This window comes from Streptomyces viridiviolaceus, assembly GCF_014650995.1.
Lineage (GTDB): Bacteria > Actinomycetota > Actinomycetes > Streptomycetales > Streptomycetaceae > Streptomyces > Streptomyces viridiviolaceus.
Genome location: NZ_BMWA01000003.1, coordinates 209135 through 224209 on the forward strand (window position 1 = coordinate 209135; position 15075 = coordinate 224209).

At 75.0% G+C, this 15075-nt stretch carries 13 protein-coding genes; 6 read left to right on the plus strand and 7 right to left on the minus strand.

What is annotated here, in order from left to right; translation table 11 throughout:
• Positions 1–102: 102 nt before the first annotated feature.
• From IE260_RS05030 to IE260_RS05045, 4 genes are read right to left on the minus strand one after another with little or no spacing between them, the layout of a single operon-like run.
• On the minus strand, positions 103–1482 hold the full coding sequence (locus tag IE260_RS05030) for an AAA domain-containing protein (protein ID WP_373303312.1): 1380 nt from the start codon (positions 1480–1482) through the stop codon (positions 103–105).
• Positions 1479–3074: an amino acid adenylation domain-containing protein gene (locus IE260_RS05035; RefSeq protein ID WP_189869238.1), complete on the minus strand. Its 1596-nt coding sequence runs from the start codon at positions 3072–3074 to the stop codon at positions 1479–1481. The genes IE260_RS05030 and IE260_RS05035 overlap by 4 nt, the downstream gene beginning before the upstream one ends.
• A gap of 37 nt (positions 3075–3111) precedes the next feature.
• Positions 3112–4296, minus strand: coding sequence for a hypothetical protein (locus IE260_RS05040; protein WP_373303313.1), 1185 nt, complete (start codon positions 4294–4296; stop codon positions 3112–3114).
• On the minus strand, positions 4193–5146 hold the full coding sequence (locus tag IE260_RS05045; RefSeq protein WP_189869239.1) for a phosphatase PAP2 family protein: 954 nt from the start codon (positions 5144–5146) through the stop codon (positions 4193–4195). The genes IE260_RS05040 and IE260_RS05045 overlap by 104 nt, the downstream gene beginning before the upstream one ends.
• 191 nt (positions 5147–5337) lie before the next feature.
• Between IE260_RS05045 and IE260_RS05050 the strand changes: the two genes are divergently transcribed.
• On the plus strand, positions 5338–5934 hold the full coding sequence (locus IE260_RS05050; protein WP_189869240.1) for a histidine phosphatase family protein: 597 nt from the start codon (positions 5338–5340) through the stop codon (positions 5932–5934).
• 145 nt (positions 5935–6079) lie between these two features.
• On the opposite strand, the gene IE260_RS05055 is transcribed toward IE260_RS05050, so the two are convergent.
• Positions 6080–7546: an NsdA family TPR-like regulatory protein gene (locus tag IE260_RS05055; RefSeq protein WP_189869241.1), complete on the minus strand. Its 1467-nt coding sequence runs from the start codon at positions 7544–7546 to the stop codon at positions 6080–6082.
• Between the two features lie 295 nt (positions 7547–7841).
• On the opposite strand from IE260_RS05055, the gene IE260_RS05060 reads away from it, so the two are divergent.
• Together IE260_RS05060 and IE260_RS05065 are read left to right on the plus strand one after the other, a co-directional pair.
• On the plus strand, positions 7842–8216 hold the full coding sequence (locus IE260_RS05060; RefSeq protein WP_189869416.1) for a hypothetical protein: 375 nt from the start codon (positions 7842–7844) through the stop codon (positions 8214–8216).
• Between the two features lie 61 nt (positions 8217–8277).
• Positions 8278–9147, plus strand: coding sequence for a spermidine synthase (locus tag IE260_RS05065; RefSeq protein ID WP_189869242.1), 870 nt, complete (start codon positions 8278–8280; stop codon positions 9145–9147).
• A gap of 9 nt (positions 9148–9156) precedes the next feature.
• Here IE260_RS05065 and IE260_RS05070 read toward each other — a convergent pair whose 3' ends face one another.
• A complete protein-coding gene (locus IE260_RS05070) occupies positions 9157–9687 on the minus strand; it encodes a hypothetical protein (RefSeq protein ID WP_189869243.1) in 531 nt (176 codons plus the stop codon).
• A 109-nt stretch (positions 9688–9796) separates the two neighbouring features.
• Here IE260_RS05070 and IE260_RS05075 point away from each other — a divergent pair, with 109 nt between their 5' ends.
• From IE260_RS05075 to IE260_RS05085, 3 genes are all read left to right on the plus strand, one after another.
• Positions 9797–10531 carry a response regulator transcription factor gene (locus IE260_RS05075; protein WP_189869244.1) on the plus strand — a complete coding sequence of 245 codons (735 nt, stop codon included), beginning with the start codon at positions 9797–9799 and terminating at the stop codon, positions 10529–10531.
• The gene (locus tag IE260_RS05080; RefSeq protein ID WP_189869245.1) at positions 10528–11937 is read left to right on the plus strand and encodes a sensor histidine kinase; all 1410 of its coding nucleotides are present in this window, start codon (positions 10528–10530) and stop codon (positions 11935–11937) included. The genes IE260_RS05075 and IE260_RS05080 overlap by 4 nt, the downstream gene beginning before the upstream one ends.
• Before the next feature lie 122 nt (positions 11938–12059).
• Entirely contained in the window at positions 12060–13529 is a 1470-nt protein-coding gene (locus IE260_RS05085; protein ID WP_189869417.1) for a glycoside hydrolase family 18 protein, read from the plus strand.
• A gap of 87 nt (positions 13530–13616) precedes the next feature.
• On the opposite strand, the gene IE260_RS05090 is transcribed toward IE260_RS05085, so the two are convergent.
• A complete protein-coding gene (locus IE260_RS05090) occupies positions 13617–15047 on the minus strand; it encodes a GH1 family beta-glucosidase (protein ID WP_189869246.1) in 1431 nt (476 codons plus the stop codon).
• Positions 15048–15075: the final 28 nt, after the last annotated feature.

Genomic DNA, 15075 nt, shown 5'->3' on the forward strand with positions numbered 1-15075 from the left:
CCACCGTCCATTGTCCCGCGCCCACGCAAGTGGGCCTCACGCCCGCACACACGCTCCCCACGCCCCCGGGCGCCCCCCATCGCCCCGCGTGCGGGGGCGTGGTCAGGGCCGCCAGGTCACGCGGTGTTCCGCCAGGTGGGCCAGGACCGCGTGGTTGGCCTCCCAGCCGTCGGGGAACTTCACGGCCGTGCCCAACTGGACCGGCTCCGTCGACGGATAGTCGTCGAGGAGGTCGCCCACGCCCGCCCGGCACACCACGATGCACGCGTGCCGGTGCCGGGAGGCCAGCACGCACAGGCGGCCCGTCTCCAGGTGGAACGCGGTGGCGTCGGGGCGGCCGGAGAGCGGGTGGAGGACGACCGTCACGTCGTACTCGCGGCCCTGCAGCCGGTTCGCCGTGTCGACGGTCACCTCGGTCACCCCGAGGTCGGCCAGCGCGGCCCGCACCGCCGCCGCCTGGTCCCGGTGCGCCGTGCCGACGGCGATGCGGCCGGCGGTCAGCGGCACCGGGTCGGGGGAGCGCTCGGAGGCCGCCGCGCCGCCCCGGTCGAGGAGGCGGCGGACCACCGTCGCCACCGCGCGCACCGCCTCCGGGTCCGTGCGCGGGGTGTGCCGCGCGGGCAGCTCCAGCAGGCCCCAGCCCGATGCCGCCGCCTCGTCGAGCACGCGGTCCGGACCCGACCCGTCGGACGGGACGGCGAAGGCGAGGCGCCGGTCGCCGTGGTCCGTGCCGCTGCGGAACGGCGTGTACGGGTAGAACGCGTCCGAGACCAGCGGCGCGGCCGAGGCCGGGAGCCGCCACGACACCGGCAGCCGGTGCTGCGGCAGGCCCGGATTGTGAGCCAGGAGGGTGGTCACGGCGGAGGCCGAGGGGTCGTACGACAGGCCCGCCCACTGCTCGCTGCCCACGATCGCGAACGGGTCCAGCTGCCCGGGGTCGCCCACGAACAGCGCCCGCTCGAACAGCCCGGCCACGGCCAGCAGGGAGTCGGAGCGCATCTGGTACGCCTCGTCGACGATCGCGTGCCGCCACGGCTCGTCCACCGTGACGTGCGCCCACTTCGCGGCCGTGGACAGCACGACGGGCAGTCCGCCGAGGTCGGCCGCCTTCGCCGACGTGCGGACGCTCGGCAGGTCGTCCAGCGCCTTGTCGTAGGGGTCGGCGTCGCTGCTGTGCAGCCGGCCCACCGGCAGCTCGGGGTTCTTCTCGGCGAGCCGCAGCACCAGGTCGTCGACCTGGGCGTTGGTCTGCGCGACGACCATCAGCGGGCGGCCGGCCTCGGCCAGCTCCAGCGCCGCCCGCACCACCAGCGTGGACTTGCCGGCGCCGGGCGGGGAGTCCACGACGACTCCGCGCTCGGCGCCGTCGAGGGTGTCGCGGAGGATCGCGGCGGTCGCGCGGGCGGCCTCCGCGGCCGGGTCGAAGGCGGGTTCCGCCCGGTCCACGGGCCCCGCGAGGGCGGTCACGGCCTCGGCGGTCACAGGATGTCCTCCTCCGTCTGGGCGTCGGCGGCCTCGGGTACGGCGGCCGCCTCACCGGGCGGGCCGCCGTGCGTCCACGGCGTCTGCTCCGGATCGGGCAGCCTGGCCCCGCCCCGCTGCTCGTGCTCGAACAGCGTGAAGCAGACCAGGTCGCCCTTCTCGGGCACCGACCCGGCCTCGGGCTCCTTGCCGCGGCCCATCTTGTCGACGATCCGCAGGACGAGCACGCCCTCGGCCTCCTGCCCGGCGAACTCGGCCGCCTGCGGTCTGCCGCCCAGCGACCGGTACACCTTGACCCGGTCGCCCAGGTGCGGCCGGTCCTCCGTGCGCACGGTGACCAGGGGGCGCGGGCTGGGCCGCTTGCCCTCGCTGTACGTCATGACCACGTCCGTGACCTCGCCCGCGAACGCCTCGCCGGCCAGCCGCCGCCCGGCCATCACCAGGGGATCGTCCAGGGCCTCCTGCGCCTCCAGGCGGGCCTGCTCGCGCTCGCGCGTGGCGAGCTTGTTCGCCGCCGTCACCGCGTCGTCGCGGCGCGGCTGCGGGGGCTCGCCGGACAGGATGCGGTCGCGGTGTCCGGTGAACGACCAGCGGTCGCGCGTCCACCGGTCCTCGACGTGCGCCCCCGCGGGCAGCTCCCGCAGCAGATCCAGGCCCCGCCAGACCGCGTCCCAGGTGGGACGCGTGCGGCTCTCGACCAGTGCGCGGATCTCCCGCTCCGCCGCGGTGAGGGCACCGAGCCGCTCGTCGGCCGCCTGCCCGTCCTCGGCGGCGGCGAGCGCGGTGCGGGCACGGTCGTAGCGCTCGATGGCGGGAGCGAGCAGCTTGTTGTCGAACGCCGGATCGGTGGCCGGCCCCGCGGGCGGGCACAGCAGCTGGCCGTCCGCGTCCCGCGCGAGTTCGGCGCGCAGCGCGGCCTCGGCCCCGGACGCCCCCCCGGGCGGGTCGATCCAGGCGAGCAGCGCGCCCAGGTGCTGGTCCTCCAGCGTGGACTGCCCCGTCGCCCAGTGCCGGCCCAGCAGGTCGGTCATGGCGAGCAGCAGCGAGGAGCCGGGGACCCGCGCCCGCTCCCCGTAGTGGGTCAGCCACCGGCCGAGCAGCGGCACCCTCGGCGGCGCCGGGTGCGGGGCCTCCGGGTCCTGCTCCGCGGTCCGCCGGAACCGCATGGACCGGCCCAGCAGGCGCACGAAGTCGACGCCCGCGCGGCTCGGCACGATCAGCTGCGCGGCGTCCGCGCACAGGTCGACCTCGACCTTGACCCGCTTGCCGGTCTCCGGGTCGGTCTCGGTGCGCTCGGCCGCCTCGACGGCGTCGGCGTACGCCTCGATGTGCGGCAGCACGACATCGGCGAGCTCGGCCAGGAAGGCGAACCGCAGATCGCGGTCGCGGGGCTGCGGGACGACCAGCAGGTGCGGCGCGTCCCGGTCGGTGCCGGCCAACGCGCCGAGCGGGGCGCCGGCCTCGCCCGCGGTGGTGAGCGGCACGAACACCAGCGGCCGGTCGGACAGATGCCGGTGCCGGACCGTGGCGGCCGACTGGGCGCGGCCGGTGCGCACGGCCTCCAGCCGGGCGAGTGTGGTGATCAGCGACACCGGGCGGCCCCCTCGGGACGGTTCTGCCGGACAGCGGTCACAGTGCCCCGCCTCCCGCCGTCGCCAGCGCCTCCGCCCGCAGGGCCGCCGCCCTGCGCAGCGCCGCCACCGCCGGGTCGGCCGGGTCGCCGGCCTCGCCGCGGGCCGCCGCCAGGACGTCCTCCACCGTGGACAGCCCGCCCAGCTCGGCGCGCACCGGGCGGCCGAGGGAGGTCACCGCGCCGGCCTCGCGGGACCGGGCGCGGCAGTGGAAGGCCAGCTCGCAGGCGGACAGGCACTCCGGCGCGTACGTCGCCGGGACCGCCTCGACCGCGGCCGTCAGCTCGTCGGCGGGCAGGTCGGGGGAGAAGCACACGCCCTCGGGAAGGGCGTCGGCGATGTCCTCGATGCGGGTGAGGCGGGCCAGCTGGCGGTCGGTCACCGCGCGCTGCTTGCGGACGTCCACGGCGGACGCGGTGGGCAGGTTGGAGAAGTCCTTCGGGCAGACGAGGAGGATCCGGTGGCGCACGCGCGGTGACGGGCTCAGGCGCGCGGCCACCTGCTCCAGGGCCAGCACGTACACCGCGGCCTGCCGCGCGGCGGCGCCCACCTTCGCCGGGTCCGCCGAGCCGTCCAGCATCGGGAAGGACTTGATCTCGACGACCGTCCAGCTGCCGTCCGGGTGCACGACCACCGCGTCCGGCTCCAGGAACGCGGGGGAGCCGGCGACGTCGAGCGCGAGCATCGGGTGGTCCAGCAGGGTCCAGGTGCCGGGCGCCTCGGTGGCCTCCCGCAGCGCCAGCGACGTCCGTGCCGCGCGCCCCTCGGGGCCGGTCGCGGACAGGGCGGGCACCTGGGCCCCGGCGGGCGGCTCGGCACTCCGGTCCAGCTTGTCGTGCACGAGCCGCAGCAGCTCGGCGCCGCCGTCCGCCTTGACCCGCGCCTCGAACGCGTTGCCCCGCATGAACGCGAACTGCGACTGCCCGAAGACGGCCGGCGAGCCCAGCGCGCTCGCCAGCGACGCCTTGTCCACCCCGGCGCCGTCGAGGATCGCACGCCGTCTGCACCCGGGGTTGGCGGCGAGGGCCGCGAGTGCGCGCGCGTCCAGCGACTTGGCCGGTACGTCTCGACCGCGCAGCTCAGCGAGCCGGTGCCGGAGCGCCGTCCCCCGCGTCCGTGGGTGAGGCGTCCGGTTCGGCTCCTGCCCCGAACCGCTGGTCGCGCTGCCGTGGAATTCGCTCACCCGCGGAAGTCTGGCATCCGCCACTGACAATCGAGGAACGCGCGTCGTCGGAGACCGGTGCGACCGGCGTGAAACGGGCCGTGAGCCGTGCCCGCGCCCGGTCCGCGCCCCGCATCACGTACGGCGTCAGCAGCAGTCCGGCACCCATCACGGCCGCGCCCGCGACCGCGTCCAGGAAGTAGTGGTTGGCGGTGCCCATCACCACGATCGTGGTCACCAGCGGGTAGACGACGCCGGCAGCCTTGGCCGCACGCGTACCGCCGTGGCGCCACAGCATCACGCCGCACCACAGCGCCCAGCCCACGTGCAGGCTCGGCATGGCCGCGTACTGGTTGGTCATCCCGCCCAGGCCCCGGGGGGCGCTCGCCTCCCCGCCCCACCAGCCGTACGAGCTGTAGTACGCCATCGTGTCGACGAACCCGTGGCCCGGGTCCAGCAGGCGCGGCGGACAGGTCGGCAGCAGGGTGAAGCCGATGAGACCTATGAACGTGGACGTCATCAGCCAGGTGCGGGCGGCCCGGTAGCGCACCGTGCGGGACCGGAAGATCCAGACCAGGATCGCGGGCGTGACCACGTAGTGCAGCGACGCGTACCAGAAGTCGGCCGGCACGCCGAGCCAGGGCTCGCGGGTGAAGACGCGGTTGAGCGGGTGCTCCGCGTTGAGGTGCAGCACCTTCTCGATGCGCAGGATCGCCAGGCCGTGGTCGACGGCGTCCGAGACGTCGCCGCGCACCAGGAGACGGCCCGCCGAGTAGCAGGCGTACACCAGGACGATCAGCGGCAGCTCGGTCCACCAGCGCAGCCGAGTCTTCGGGACCGCCTCGGTGCCCGGTGTCTCGGTGTGCGGCATCCGATCGCCCTCCCCCTTCGTCCCCGCGCGCCCCCGTCGGGCCGGGCGTGTCACTCTACGGCGTACTCCTGCGCTCCTCCCGGAGCGCCCCCGGCCCTGATAGACGCGGGGATCGCCCCGTGGGTTGCCCCTGTGCCCCGTGCGCGATGATGGAGGCGTTCCGCCTGACATTTCTCCCCGAAAGGCCCCTCATGGCACCGCGCATCCTGCTGGCCCGGCACGGACAGACGGAGTGGTCGCTGTCCGGCAGACACACCGGCAGGACCGACGTGCCGCTCCTGGAGGAGGGCCGCCGGGGCGCGAAGCTGCTCGGCGAGCGCCTGCACCGGGCACCGCTGGACGGTCTGGCCGGCGTCGAGGTGCGCACCAGCCCGCTCTCCCGCGCGCGTGAGACCTGCGAACTCGCGGGCTTCGGCGAGCGCGCCCGCACCTGGGACACCCTGATGGAGTGGGACTACGGGGCGTACGAGGGCATGACCCCGGCCGAGATACAGGCCGTCCGGCCCGGCTGGCTGATCTGGCGGGACGGGGTGCCCGGCGGCGAGAGCCTCGCGGACCTGACCGCGCGCGCGGACGAGGTGGTCGCGTGGGCCCGCGAGGCGGACCGTGACGTCCTGGTCTTCGCGCACGGGCACATCCTGCGGTCGATCGGCGCGCGGTGGCTGGGGCTGGGGCTGGACTTCGCGGCCCGGATACGGCTGAACCCCACGTCGCTGTCGGTGCTGGGGTGGGCCTACGGGGAGCCGGCGATCGAGAGCTGGAACGACGTGGGGCACCTGGCCGGCTGACGTCCGCCGCCGTGGCCGCGGGCGGTCGTGCCTCCCCGGTGCCCGAACGGCCTGGGAGGCGCCCCGCAGCGGTACCCCGTGGGCGTCGGGCCGCGCGCCCCGCCCGCCCGCACGGACGCGGGGCCCGCCACCGCCCGCGGCCGCGTCACACCGTCCGCGGCAGCGACGCGTGGCGTTCCAGGAACGCCGACACCCCCGACGCCCGCCGGTGCGGCAGCAGTACCCGTGCCGTGCCCGCCAGCATCGTGCGGATCCGCGAGGACTGGACCTCGTCCAGCAGGTCCAGCACCCGCATCCCCGCCGTCGCCGCCTCGTCGGGCCGGCCGCCGCGGGCCAGGTCGTCCGCCAGCTCGGCCGAGTACAGCGCGATGTTCCGGGTGAAGTGCGGGTCCTGCAGCTCGGCCGCCCGCCGGGCGTGCCGCGCCGCCCGCGGCCAGTCGCCCAGCGTCGACCAGCACTGCGCCTCCAGCGCCTCCAGCTCGGCCTCCCCGTAGAAGCTCATCCACTCGGGGTCGGCGTCCGAGGGGCCCCGCTCGAAGAGGGTCTGCGCCCGGGTCAGCGCCTGCTCGCAGCCGACGCGGTCGGCGAGCCCGGCCCAGCCGCCCGCCTCGCGCAGGGCGAGCAGGGAGGTCAGCCGCGGGGAGCCGAGGGGGCGGGCGGCGCGCTGTGCGGCCTGGGCCGCCCGCACCGCCTCGCGGGGCCGGCCGGCGTCGCGGGCGAGGAACGCGGTGTTGCAGAAGGCGTGCGCCTCCAGGCCCGGGTCCCCGGTCATCCGGGCGGTGGCGAGGGCCTCCGCGTAGTGGGAGCGCGCGTCGTCGAAGCGGCCGGAGTCGTGTGCCAGCCAGCCCACGGAGATCGCCAGCTCACCGGCGCCCGAATAGAGCCGGTCCGCCGTGGCCTGCCGCGACGCGCCGGCGTCCAGCAGCGCGTACGCGGCGCGCAGCGGGGCCGCCGCGCGTCGGTAGAGGCCGTCGGCGCCGTGCCGGTCGTCGAGCAGCCGGATCCGGCGGACGGCTTCCTCGAGGGCGCCCGCGTCGCTCGCCCCGGCGCGGCGCACGGGGCGCTGGGCCGCCGCGGCGTCGAGGGCGAGCCCCAGGGGGCCCAGCGAGGCGGCGGCCACCGTGGCGCCGCCGGTCATGAATGCGCGACGCAGCACGTCGCTCTCCTCGTGGTTGTGGTGCGTGTCGTACGGGTCCTGCGGGTCGTGCGGGTGGTGCGGGTCCTGCGTCTCGTACGGCTCGCCGGTCCCATAGGTCTCACCGCCGACGAGCGGTGAACGGCCGGGGTGCGCCGGGAGCGCGTCCTCGGCGGCGCGCGCTCGGCGTCCGCGCACGGACGAGCGGGGCGCGAACCCCAGGTCGGTGAGCGTGCGGCCGGGGAACATGTGCAGGAACACCCGTTCGTACGCGTAGTTGGGGCAGCGGATCTCGCCCGCCTCCACCCGGCCGACGTAACGCGCGTCACAGCTGACCCGCTCACCGATCTCGCGGGCGGCCCGGCGGACCGCCGCCGCGAACTCGGCCGGTGAGCGCCGGCCGCGCAACTGCCGGAAGGCGAGATTCGGCTGCGGTGGCCGGTCGGGCTGGGCGGAGGTCACCGTTGACGACGCCATGGCCGGGTCCTCTCGTGCGAACCGTCGAACCATGCCGGAGCCAGAACGAGTTGTACGGATTCTTCCGTGTGTCGTCCTGTTTCCGGCGGGCAAGAACGTACCTGCTGTGACGGACCCGCCACGCGGTGTTTGGCTACAAACCGGATATCTCATCCACGATCTGCCATGAAGTGCCATCCTTTGCGGCGCACTTGCGCCGTAGCCGTTGACGGCCCTCCGCGTTGAACCGGTCGGACCGGGAGGCCCCCGACTCCCGACCGCTCGTCCAAGGAGGGGTTCCGTGGTGGAGGCCGGGATGGAGACCAGCCGGATCAACGATCCTTGCATCGCCTGTGACGTCGTCACCGTGCCGACCCGGCAGGGTCTGGAGGCGGTCGACATCCTCAGACGGGGAGCGGGTGAGGCGGTGGGTCCCGTACTCCACGACGACGGCTGCGGCACCCTGGGCTTCCTGGTGCCGCCGGGGACGGCCGCCGCGTGGGACGTTCCCGGGAGCACGTGCACCGGGACCGACGGCCGTGGGCTCGACCTGAACCCCCAGCCCCCGGTGGAGGGCTCGGACTGGCTGCTGCCGCCCGGGGAGGCGGACCTGGCGACGGACCCGGCCGTGCTGCGGGACGCGCTGGGGGAGGCCGCCCGGCTGATCGAGGCGGCCGACAACTGCCGCTGAGCGCGTGCGCCCGAAAACCGGCCCGGGCGCAGGCGCCGGTGGAGCGGCCGATAATGGCCGGATGGGAAAGTCGAGGAACGCCCGGCGCGGGCGCGCGGTCGCGGCAGCCGTCGTCGAGGAGGTCGACGGCGGGCTCGCCGAGCTGATCCCCGACCGGGAGCGTGCGCGGGGCTGGACGCTGCTGATCGACGGTGCCCCGCAGTCGCACGTCGACCTCGACGACCCGGCGTACCTGTCGTTCGAGTACCAGCGCCGCCTCGGACACGTCATCGACCTGGTCGCCCCCTCGGGCAAGCCCGTCCACGCCGTGCACCTGGGCGGCGGCGCCCTCACGCTCGCCCGGTACGTCGCCGCCACCCGGCCCCGCTCCACCCAGCAGGTCGTCGAGCGGGACGCCGGCCTCGTCCAACTGGTCCGCCGCGAACTGCCGCTGGACCCCGGCGCCCGGATCCGGGTGCGCTCCGTGGACGCCCGTGCCGGGCTGGCCAAGGTGCCCGACGGCTGGGCGCACCTGATCATCGCGGACGTCTTCAGCGGCGCCCGCACCCCGGCCCACCTGACGTCCACCGAGTTCCTCGACGAGGTGCGGCGCGCCCTCGGCCCCGGCGGCGTCTTCGCCGCCAACCTCGCCGACGGTCCGCCGCTGGCCCACCTGCGGGGCCAGATCGCCACCGCGGCGCACCGCTTCCCCGAGCTCGCCCTGATCGCCGACCCGGCCGTGCTGCGCGGCAAACGCTTCGGCAACGCGGTCCTCGTCGCCTCCGACCTCCCGCTTCCGGTCGCCGAACTCACCCGCCGTGCCGCGTCCGACCCGCACCCGGGCCGTGTGGAGCACGGAAGGGCGCTGACCGACTTCACGGGAGGGGCCGTGCCCGTGACGGACGCCGCGGCGGTGGCGTCGCCGGCACCGCCACCGTCCGTGTTCACCTGAGCCGGGGCGTCAGTAGCTCCCGATCTCCACCCGCGGCGGGCCGTCGTGCCAGGTGCAGAACACCGACACCCGGTCCGCGCCCGAGGTGAACTCCACCCGGATCCACGTCTCCGTCTTCCACACCTGCATCGACCAGCCCGCGCCCGGCGTGGCCGACACCAGGGACGCGGACGACGGCCCCAGGTCGAAGACCGCCCGCCCGCCGTCGGTGTCGTAACTCCTGACCCGGCCGGAGCCGGTGGGGGAGGGGCTCGGTGCGGGGGGAGCGGTGGCCGTCGCCGTCCGCGACGGCGAGGGGCTCGGCTCGCGGGGCACCCGGCTCGGCGTCGGCGACGGACTCGCCGTCGGCGACGGCCGTCCGGTCGACGACGCCGCCGGCTCCTGCTCCCGGGCGCTCACGTCGGCCGCCGTGATGGGCAGGGCGCGGGGCGGGTCGTACGCCGTGCCCGCCATCACCGTGTGCACGCCCCACCACGACAGCGTGACCGCCGCGCCGGTGGCGAGCAGCCAGGCCAGTACGTGTACGAGTCCTCTGCGCATCGCGGCCATACTGCCTCATGAGCCCCGGGAGTGTCGCCCGCGCGGGAGCCGGGGCGGAGTTGTCCACAGGCCCGTACCGGCCCGGCCCGCATGGCGTACGGTGCGGCGCATGGCAAGTGTGCTCGTGGTCGAGGACGACCAGTTCGTACGCTCGGCGCTCATCCGGCACCTGACCGACGCCGCGCACACCGTGCGCAGCGTCGGCACGGCACTGGAGGCGCTGCGCGAGGTCGCGCATCTCCGTTTCGACGTGGTGATCCTGGACCTCGGCCTGCCCGACCTCGACGGCTCCGAGGCCCTGAAGATGCTGCGCGGCATCACCGACGTACCGGTGATCATCGCCACGGCCCGGGACGACGAGGCGGAGATCGTCCGGCTGCTGAACGCCGGGGCGGACGACTACCTCACCAAGCCCTTCTCGGTCGAGCACCTGTCGGCGCGGATGGCGGCCGTACTGCGCCGGGCCCGGACCGGCGGCGGTCAGGCACCGCCCTCGACCGTCGTCCGGGTCGGCGGACTGACCGTCGACCCCCTGCGCCGCCAGGCCGAACTGGACGGCGTGCGACTGGACCTGACGCGCCGGGAGTTCGACCTGCTCGCTTTCCTCGCCCGGCGGCCCGGCGTCGTCGTCCCCCGCAGGGAGCTGCTCGCCGAGGTGTGGCAGCAGTCCTACGGCGACGACCAGACCATCGACGTCCATCTGTCCTGGCTGCGGCGGAAACTGGGCGAGACCGCGGCCCGGCCCCGCTATCTGCACACCCTGCGCGGCGTCGGGGTGAAGCTCGAACCCCCCGTGGATGCCCCCGGCTTCCCCGACTCTCCCGGCGCGGAGCCGTCGCGATGAGGTGGGCGCTGGTCAAGGTGTCGCTGGCGGTCACCGCGATGGTCGTGGTCGCCTTCGCCGTCCCGCTCGGACTCGTGATCCGCGAGATGGCCCGGGACCGCGCCTTCGCGGGCGCCGAGCGGGAGGCCGCCGCCGTCGCCCCGGCGCTGTCCATCACCACCGACCGCGACCAGCTGGCGCGGGTCGTCGCCTCCGCCGGTTCGGACGCCGGGATGGCCGTGCACATACCGGCCTCCGGCGCCCAGGGCGCCGGAGTCGACATCGGCCGGCAGCGCGCCACCGACGAGGACATCGCCGCCGTGCGCGAGCTGGGGCGGGCCTCCACCACGGAGGTGTCCGGCGGCTCGACGCTGCTCCAGCCGGTCGCGCTCAGCTCCGGCGAGATCGCCGTCGTCGAGGTGTACGTCCCCGAGTCCGAGGTCACCAACGGGGTGGGCACGGCCTGGGCGGTGCTCGCCGCCGTCGGCGCCGCGCTGATCGTCGGATCGGTCGCGGTCGCCGACCGGCTCGGCGTACGGATGGTGCGGCCCGCCCAGCGCCTGGTCGAGGGCGCGCACGAACTGGGGGAGGGCAAGCTGGGCGCCCGGGTGCCCGAGGAGGGGCCCACCGAACTGCGCCTCGCGGCGGTCGCGTTCAACTCCATGGCCGACCAGGTCGTGCAACTCCTCGCCAACGAGCGGGAACTGGCGGCCGACCTCTCCCACCGGCTCCGTACGCCGCTGACCGTGCTCCGGCTCAACGCGGCCTCGCTCGGCGACGGACCGGCCGCCGACCAGACCAGGGCCGCGGTCGAACAGCTGGAGCGCGAGGTCGACACGATCATCCGGACCGCGCGGGACGCCAAGCCGCAGACGGCCGCGGCCGGCCCCGGCGCCGGGTGCGACGCGGCCGAGGTGGTCCGCGAGCGGATGGCGTTCTGGTCCGCGCTCGCCGAGGACGAGGGCCGCAAGTGGCGGGTCGCCGGCGCCGACCGGCCGGTGCGCATACCCGTGGCCCGCGCCGACCTGGCCGCGGCCCTCGACGCCCTGCTCGGCAACGTCTTCCGGCACACCCAGGAGGGCACGGCCTTCGCGGTCGACGTGCACAACGGCGAGGACGCGGTGATCGTGCTGGTGTCGGACGCGGGCCCCGGCATACCCGACCCGGAGGCGGCGATGGCGCGCGGCCGGGGCTCAGGCAGCGACGGGTCGACCGGGCTCGGCCTGGACATCGTGCGCCGGCTCGCGGAGTCGACGGGCGGTGACGTACGGATCGGCTCCTCCGTCCTCGGCGGGACCGAGGTACGGATCTGGATCCAGCTGGACGGGCGGGCCGCACCCGTGCGGCGCGGGCACCGCGGGGCCGTGCGCCGCCGTCGGCAACCCCGGCCGGCCTCGACCTTTAATCGGTCCCGATCCCTTCCTTAAGCGCACCCTAAGATCGCCAACCGCCGCCCGCATCAGGCGCTTTGCCCGATTCCGCATCGCTAGCGTGCTGCCGCGTCCCACCCACCTCGGGTCCCCCAGGAAGCAGCGAAGGCAGGCACGTGATGCGTACGCACCGGCGCAGGATCAGTGGCAGGAACAAGGCGATCGGCGGTCTCGTCGCCGCGGCCGTGGCCGGCGGCGGCGCGCTGCTGTTCACCGGGACCGCCCAGGCCGCCGGAGTCGGGGCGGCCTACACGAGGACCAGCGACTGGTCCACGGGCTACACCGCGCAGTACGTCGTCACCAACAACGGCGGGCAGGCGAAGAAGGACTGGACGCTGGAGTTCGACCTGCCCGCGGGATCCCGGCTCGGCTCACTGTGGAACGCCGAGTCCGGTGTCAGCGGGCAGCACGTCACCGTGACCCCGCCGAAGTGGGACACCGACGGACTGGCGCCCGGCGAGTCCGTCACCGTCGGCTTCGTCGTGAACGGCACCGCGAACCCCACCGGCTGCACCGTCGACGACGTCGAGTGCTCGGCGGACGACGGCGCCGTCCCCGAGCCCAGCGGCCGCCCGACGCAGTCCCCGGCTCCGACGCCGACGGCCTCGGCACCGGACACGCCGGCCCCGACCGCCACGGCCACCACCCCGGCGCCCACCGCCACACCGTCGCAATCCCCCGGCAGCGGCACGGCGACCGGCGCCGGCTTCGCCCCGTACGTCGACACCTCCCTCTACCCGGCCTTCGACCTGGTCGGGAACGCCGAGGCCACCGGCGTGAAGAACTACGTCCTCGCCTTCGTCACCGACGGCGGCGGCTGCACCCCGAAGTGGGGCGGCGTCACCGATCTCGCGAGCGACGCCGTGGCGTCCCAGATCGGCGCCCTGCGCGCGCAGGGAGGCGACGTCCGCGTCTCCTTCGGCGGCGCGGCCGGCTCGGAGCTGGCGACGACGTGCTCCTCGGCCGACGCGCTGGCCGCGGCCTACGGCAAGGTCGTGGACGCCTACGACCTCACCAAGGTCGACTTCGACGTCGAAGGCGGCGCGCTGCCCGACAAGACGGCCAACACCCGCCGCGCCCAGGCCATAGCCGAGCTGCAGAAGCAGCACCCCGGCCTGGACGTCTCCTTCACCCTCCCGGTCATGCCCGAGGGCCTGACCCAGGCCGGCGTCGACCTGCTCGCCGACGCCGAGGCGGGCGGCGTGCGCATCGGCACCGTCAACATCATGGCGATGGACTACGGCCCCGCGTACAGCGGCGACATGGGCACCTACGCCGAGCAGGCCGCCACCGCCACCCAGGCGCAGATCAAGAGCGTCCTCGGGCTCTCCGACAGCGCGGCCTGGAAGACGGTCGCCGTCACCCCGATGATCGGCGTCAACGACGTCGTGTCCGAGGTCTTCCGGGTCGACGACGCCGCCCAGCTGGTGAAGTTCGCCGAGAGCAAGGGCCTGGGCCGGCTGTCGATGTGGTCCGCGACCCGCGACCAGCAGTGCCCGGGCGGCGCCAAGCCGCAGGCGGACCCCACCTGCAGCTCGATCGTCCAGGAGAAGTCGGCCTTCTCGAAGGCGTTCGCCGCCTACAACTAGCCCTTCACCCCGTACGCCCGGGGCGCGGCACCCCCGTCGGATGCCGCGCCCCTCCCCGCCCCCGGTTCCCTCGTCGGCGGTGGCCCTCTACTCGACCGGGGGCAGCGTCCCGGTGCGCGCCGCCCGGGCGTACCAGTGGGCACTCGACTTCGGTGTGCGCTCCTGGGAGGCGTAGTCGACGTGGACCGCGCCGAAACGCTTCCCGTAGCCGTACGCCCACTCGAAGTTGTCCATCAGGGACCACAGGTAGTAGCCGCGGACGTCCGCGCCGTCGGCGATGGCCCGGCGGACCGCCGAGAGGTGACCGTGCAGGTAGGCCACGCGCTCGGGGTCGTGGACGCTCCCGTCGGCCTCGGGCTTGTCGTCGTAGGCGGCGCCGTTCTCGGTGATGTACAGCGGCAGGCCCGGTGCCTCACGGGTGTAGCGCATGATCAGGTCGTGCAGACCGGTCGGGTCGACCGTCCAGCCCATCTCCGTGCGCTCGCCCGGTGTCTGCAGGAACGCCACGTCCTCCGAGGCGGGCCACGGCGAGTGGTCGCTCTCCCCGTGGCCGTCGGCACGCGGCCCGGGCAACTCCCCGGTCGCGGAGGCGACCAGCGTCGGCGTGTAGTAGTTGAGTCCCAGCGCGTCCAGCGGCTGGTGGATCGCCGCCAGGTCGCCGTCGCGCACGTACGACCAGTCGGTGACCGGTGCCGTCGCCTCGAACAGCGACTCCGGGTAGGCGCCGTGCAGGATCGGGCCGTGGAAGATCCCGCCGGACAGGTCGTCGATCTTCCGGGCCGCCGCCAGGTCCGCCGGCTGCTGCGACAGCGGCCGCACGACCGAGGTGTTGAGGCTGAGCCCCACCGAGTTGCGGGCAGGCATCACCGACCGCAGGGCCACCGTCCCCAGGCCGTGCGCCAGGTTGAGGTGGTGCGCGGCCCGCAGCGCGGCCGCCGGATCGGTGCGGCCGGGGGCGTGCACCCCCGAGGCGTACCCCAGGAAGGCGCTGCACCAGGGCTCGTTGAGCGTGATCCACTGCTCCACGCGGTCGCCGAGCGCCTCACCGACCATCTGGGCGTACTCGGCGAAGCGGTACGCGGTGTCCCGCTCGGGCCAGCCGCCCGCGTCCTCCAGCTCCTGCGGCAGGTCCCAGTGGTAGAGGGTGACGGCCGGCTTGATCCCCGCGCCGAGCAGTTCGTCGACCAGCCGGCGGTAGAAGTCCAGGCCGCGCTGGACGGCGGGACCGCGGCCGGTCGGCTGCACCCGGGGCCAGGAGACGGAGAAACGGTAGGCGTTCAGACCCAGCTCCGCCATCAGCGCCACGTCGTCGCGGTACCGGTGGTAGTGGTCGACAGCGATGTCACCGGTGTCGCCGCCGGCCGTCTTCCCCGGCGTGTGGCTGAAGGTGTCCCAGATCGAGGGGGTACGGCCGTCCTCCCGTACCGCGCCCTCGATCTGGTACGCCGAGGTAGCGGCGCCCCAGAGGAAGGCGGGGGGGAAGGTCACCGGGGTCACCGGTGCAGCGGACTCAGGCATGGAAGCGCTCCCATAGCGGGTTGTAGCG

Bases quoted from the DNA above. Each gene is read 5' to 3' on its own strand.
- IE260_RS05045 (WP_189869239.1), bottom strand. From the start codon at position 5,146: ATGCCGCACACCGAGACACCGGGCACCGAGGCGGTCCCGAAGACTCGG.
- IE260_RS05050 (WP_189869240.1), top strand. From the start codon at position 5,338: ATGGCACCGCGCATCCTGCTGGCCCGGCACGGACAGACGGAGTGGTCG.
- IE260_RS05055 (WP_189869241.1), bottom strand. From the start codon at position 7,546: ATGGCGTCGTCAACGGTGACCTCCGCCCAGCCCGACCGGCCACCGCAG.
- IE260_RS05060 (WP_189869416.1), top strand. From the start codon at position 7,842: ATGGAGACCAGCCGGATCAACGATCCTTGCATCGCCTGTGACGTCGTC.
- IE260_RS05065 (WP_189869242.1), top strand. From the start codon at position 8,278: ATGGGAAAGTCGAGGAACGCCCGGCGCGGGCGCGCGGTCGCGGCAGCC.
- IE260_RS05070 (WP_189869243.1), bottom strand. From the start codon at position 9,687: ATGCGCAGAGGACTCGTACACGTACTGGCCTGGCTGCTCGCCACCGGC.
- IE260_RS05075 (WP_189869244.1), top strand. From the start codon at position 9,797: ATGGCAAGTGTGCTCGTGGTCGAGGACGACCAGTTCGTACGCTCGGCG.
- IE260_RS05080 (WP_189869245.1), top strand. From the start codon at position 10,528: ATGAGGTGGGCGCTGGTCAAGGTGTCGCTGGCGGTCACCGCGATGGTC.
- IE260_RS05085 (WP_189869417.1), top strand. From the start codon at position 12,060: ATGCGTACGCACCGGCGCAGGATCAGTGGCAGGAACAAGGCGATCGGC.
- IE260_RS05090 (WP_189869246.1), bottom strand. From the start codon at position 15,047: ATGCCTGAGTCCGCTGCACCGGTGACCCCGGTGACCTTCCCCCCCGCC.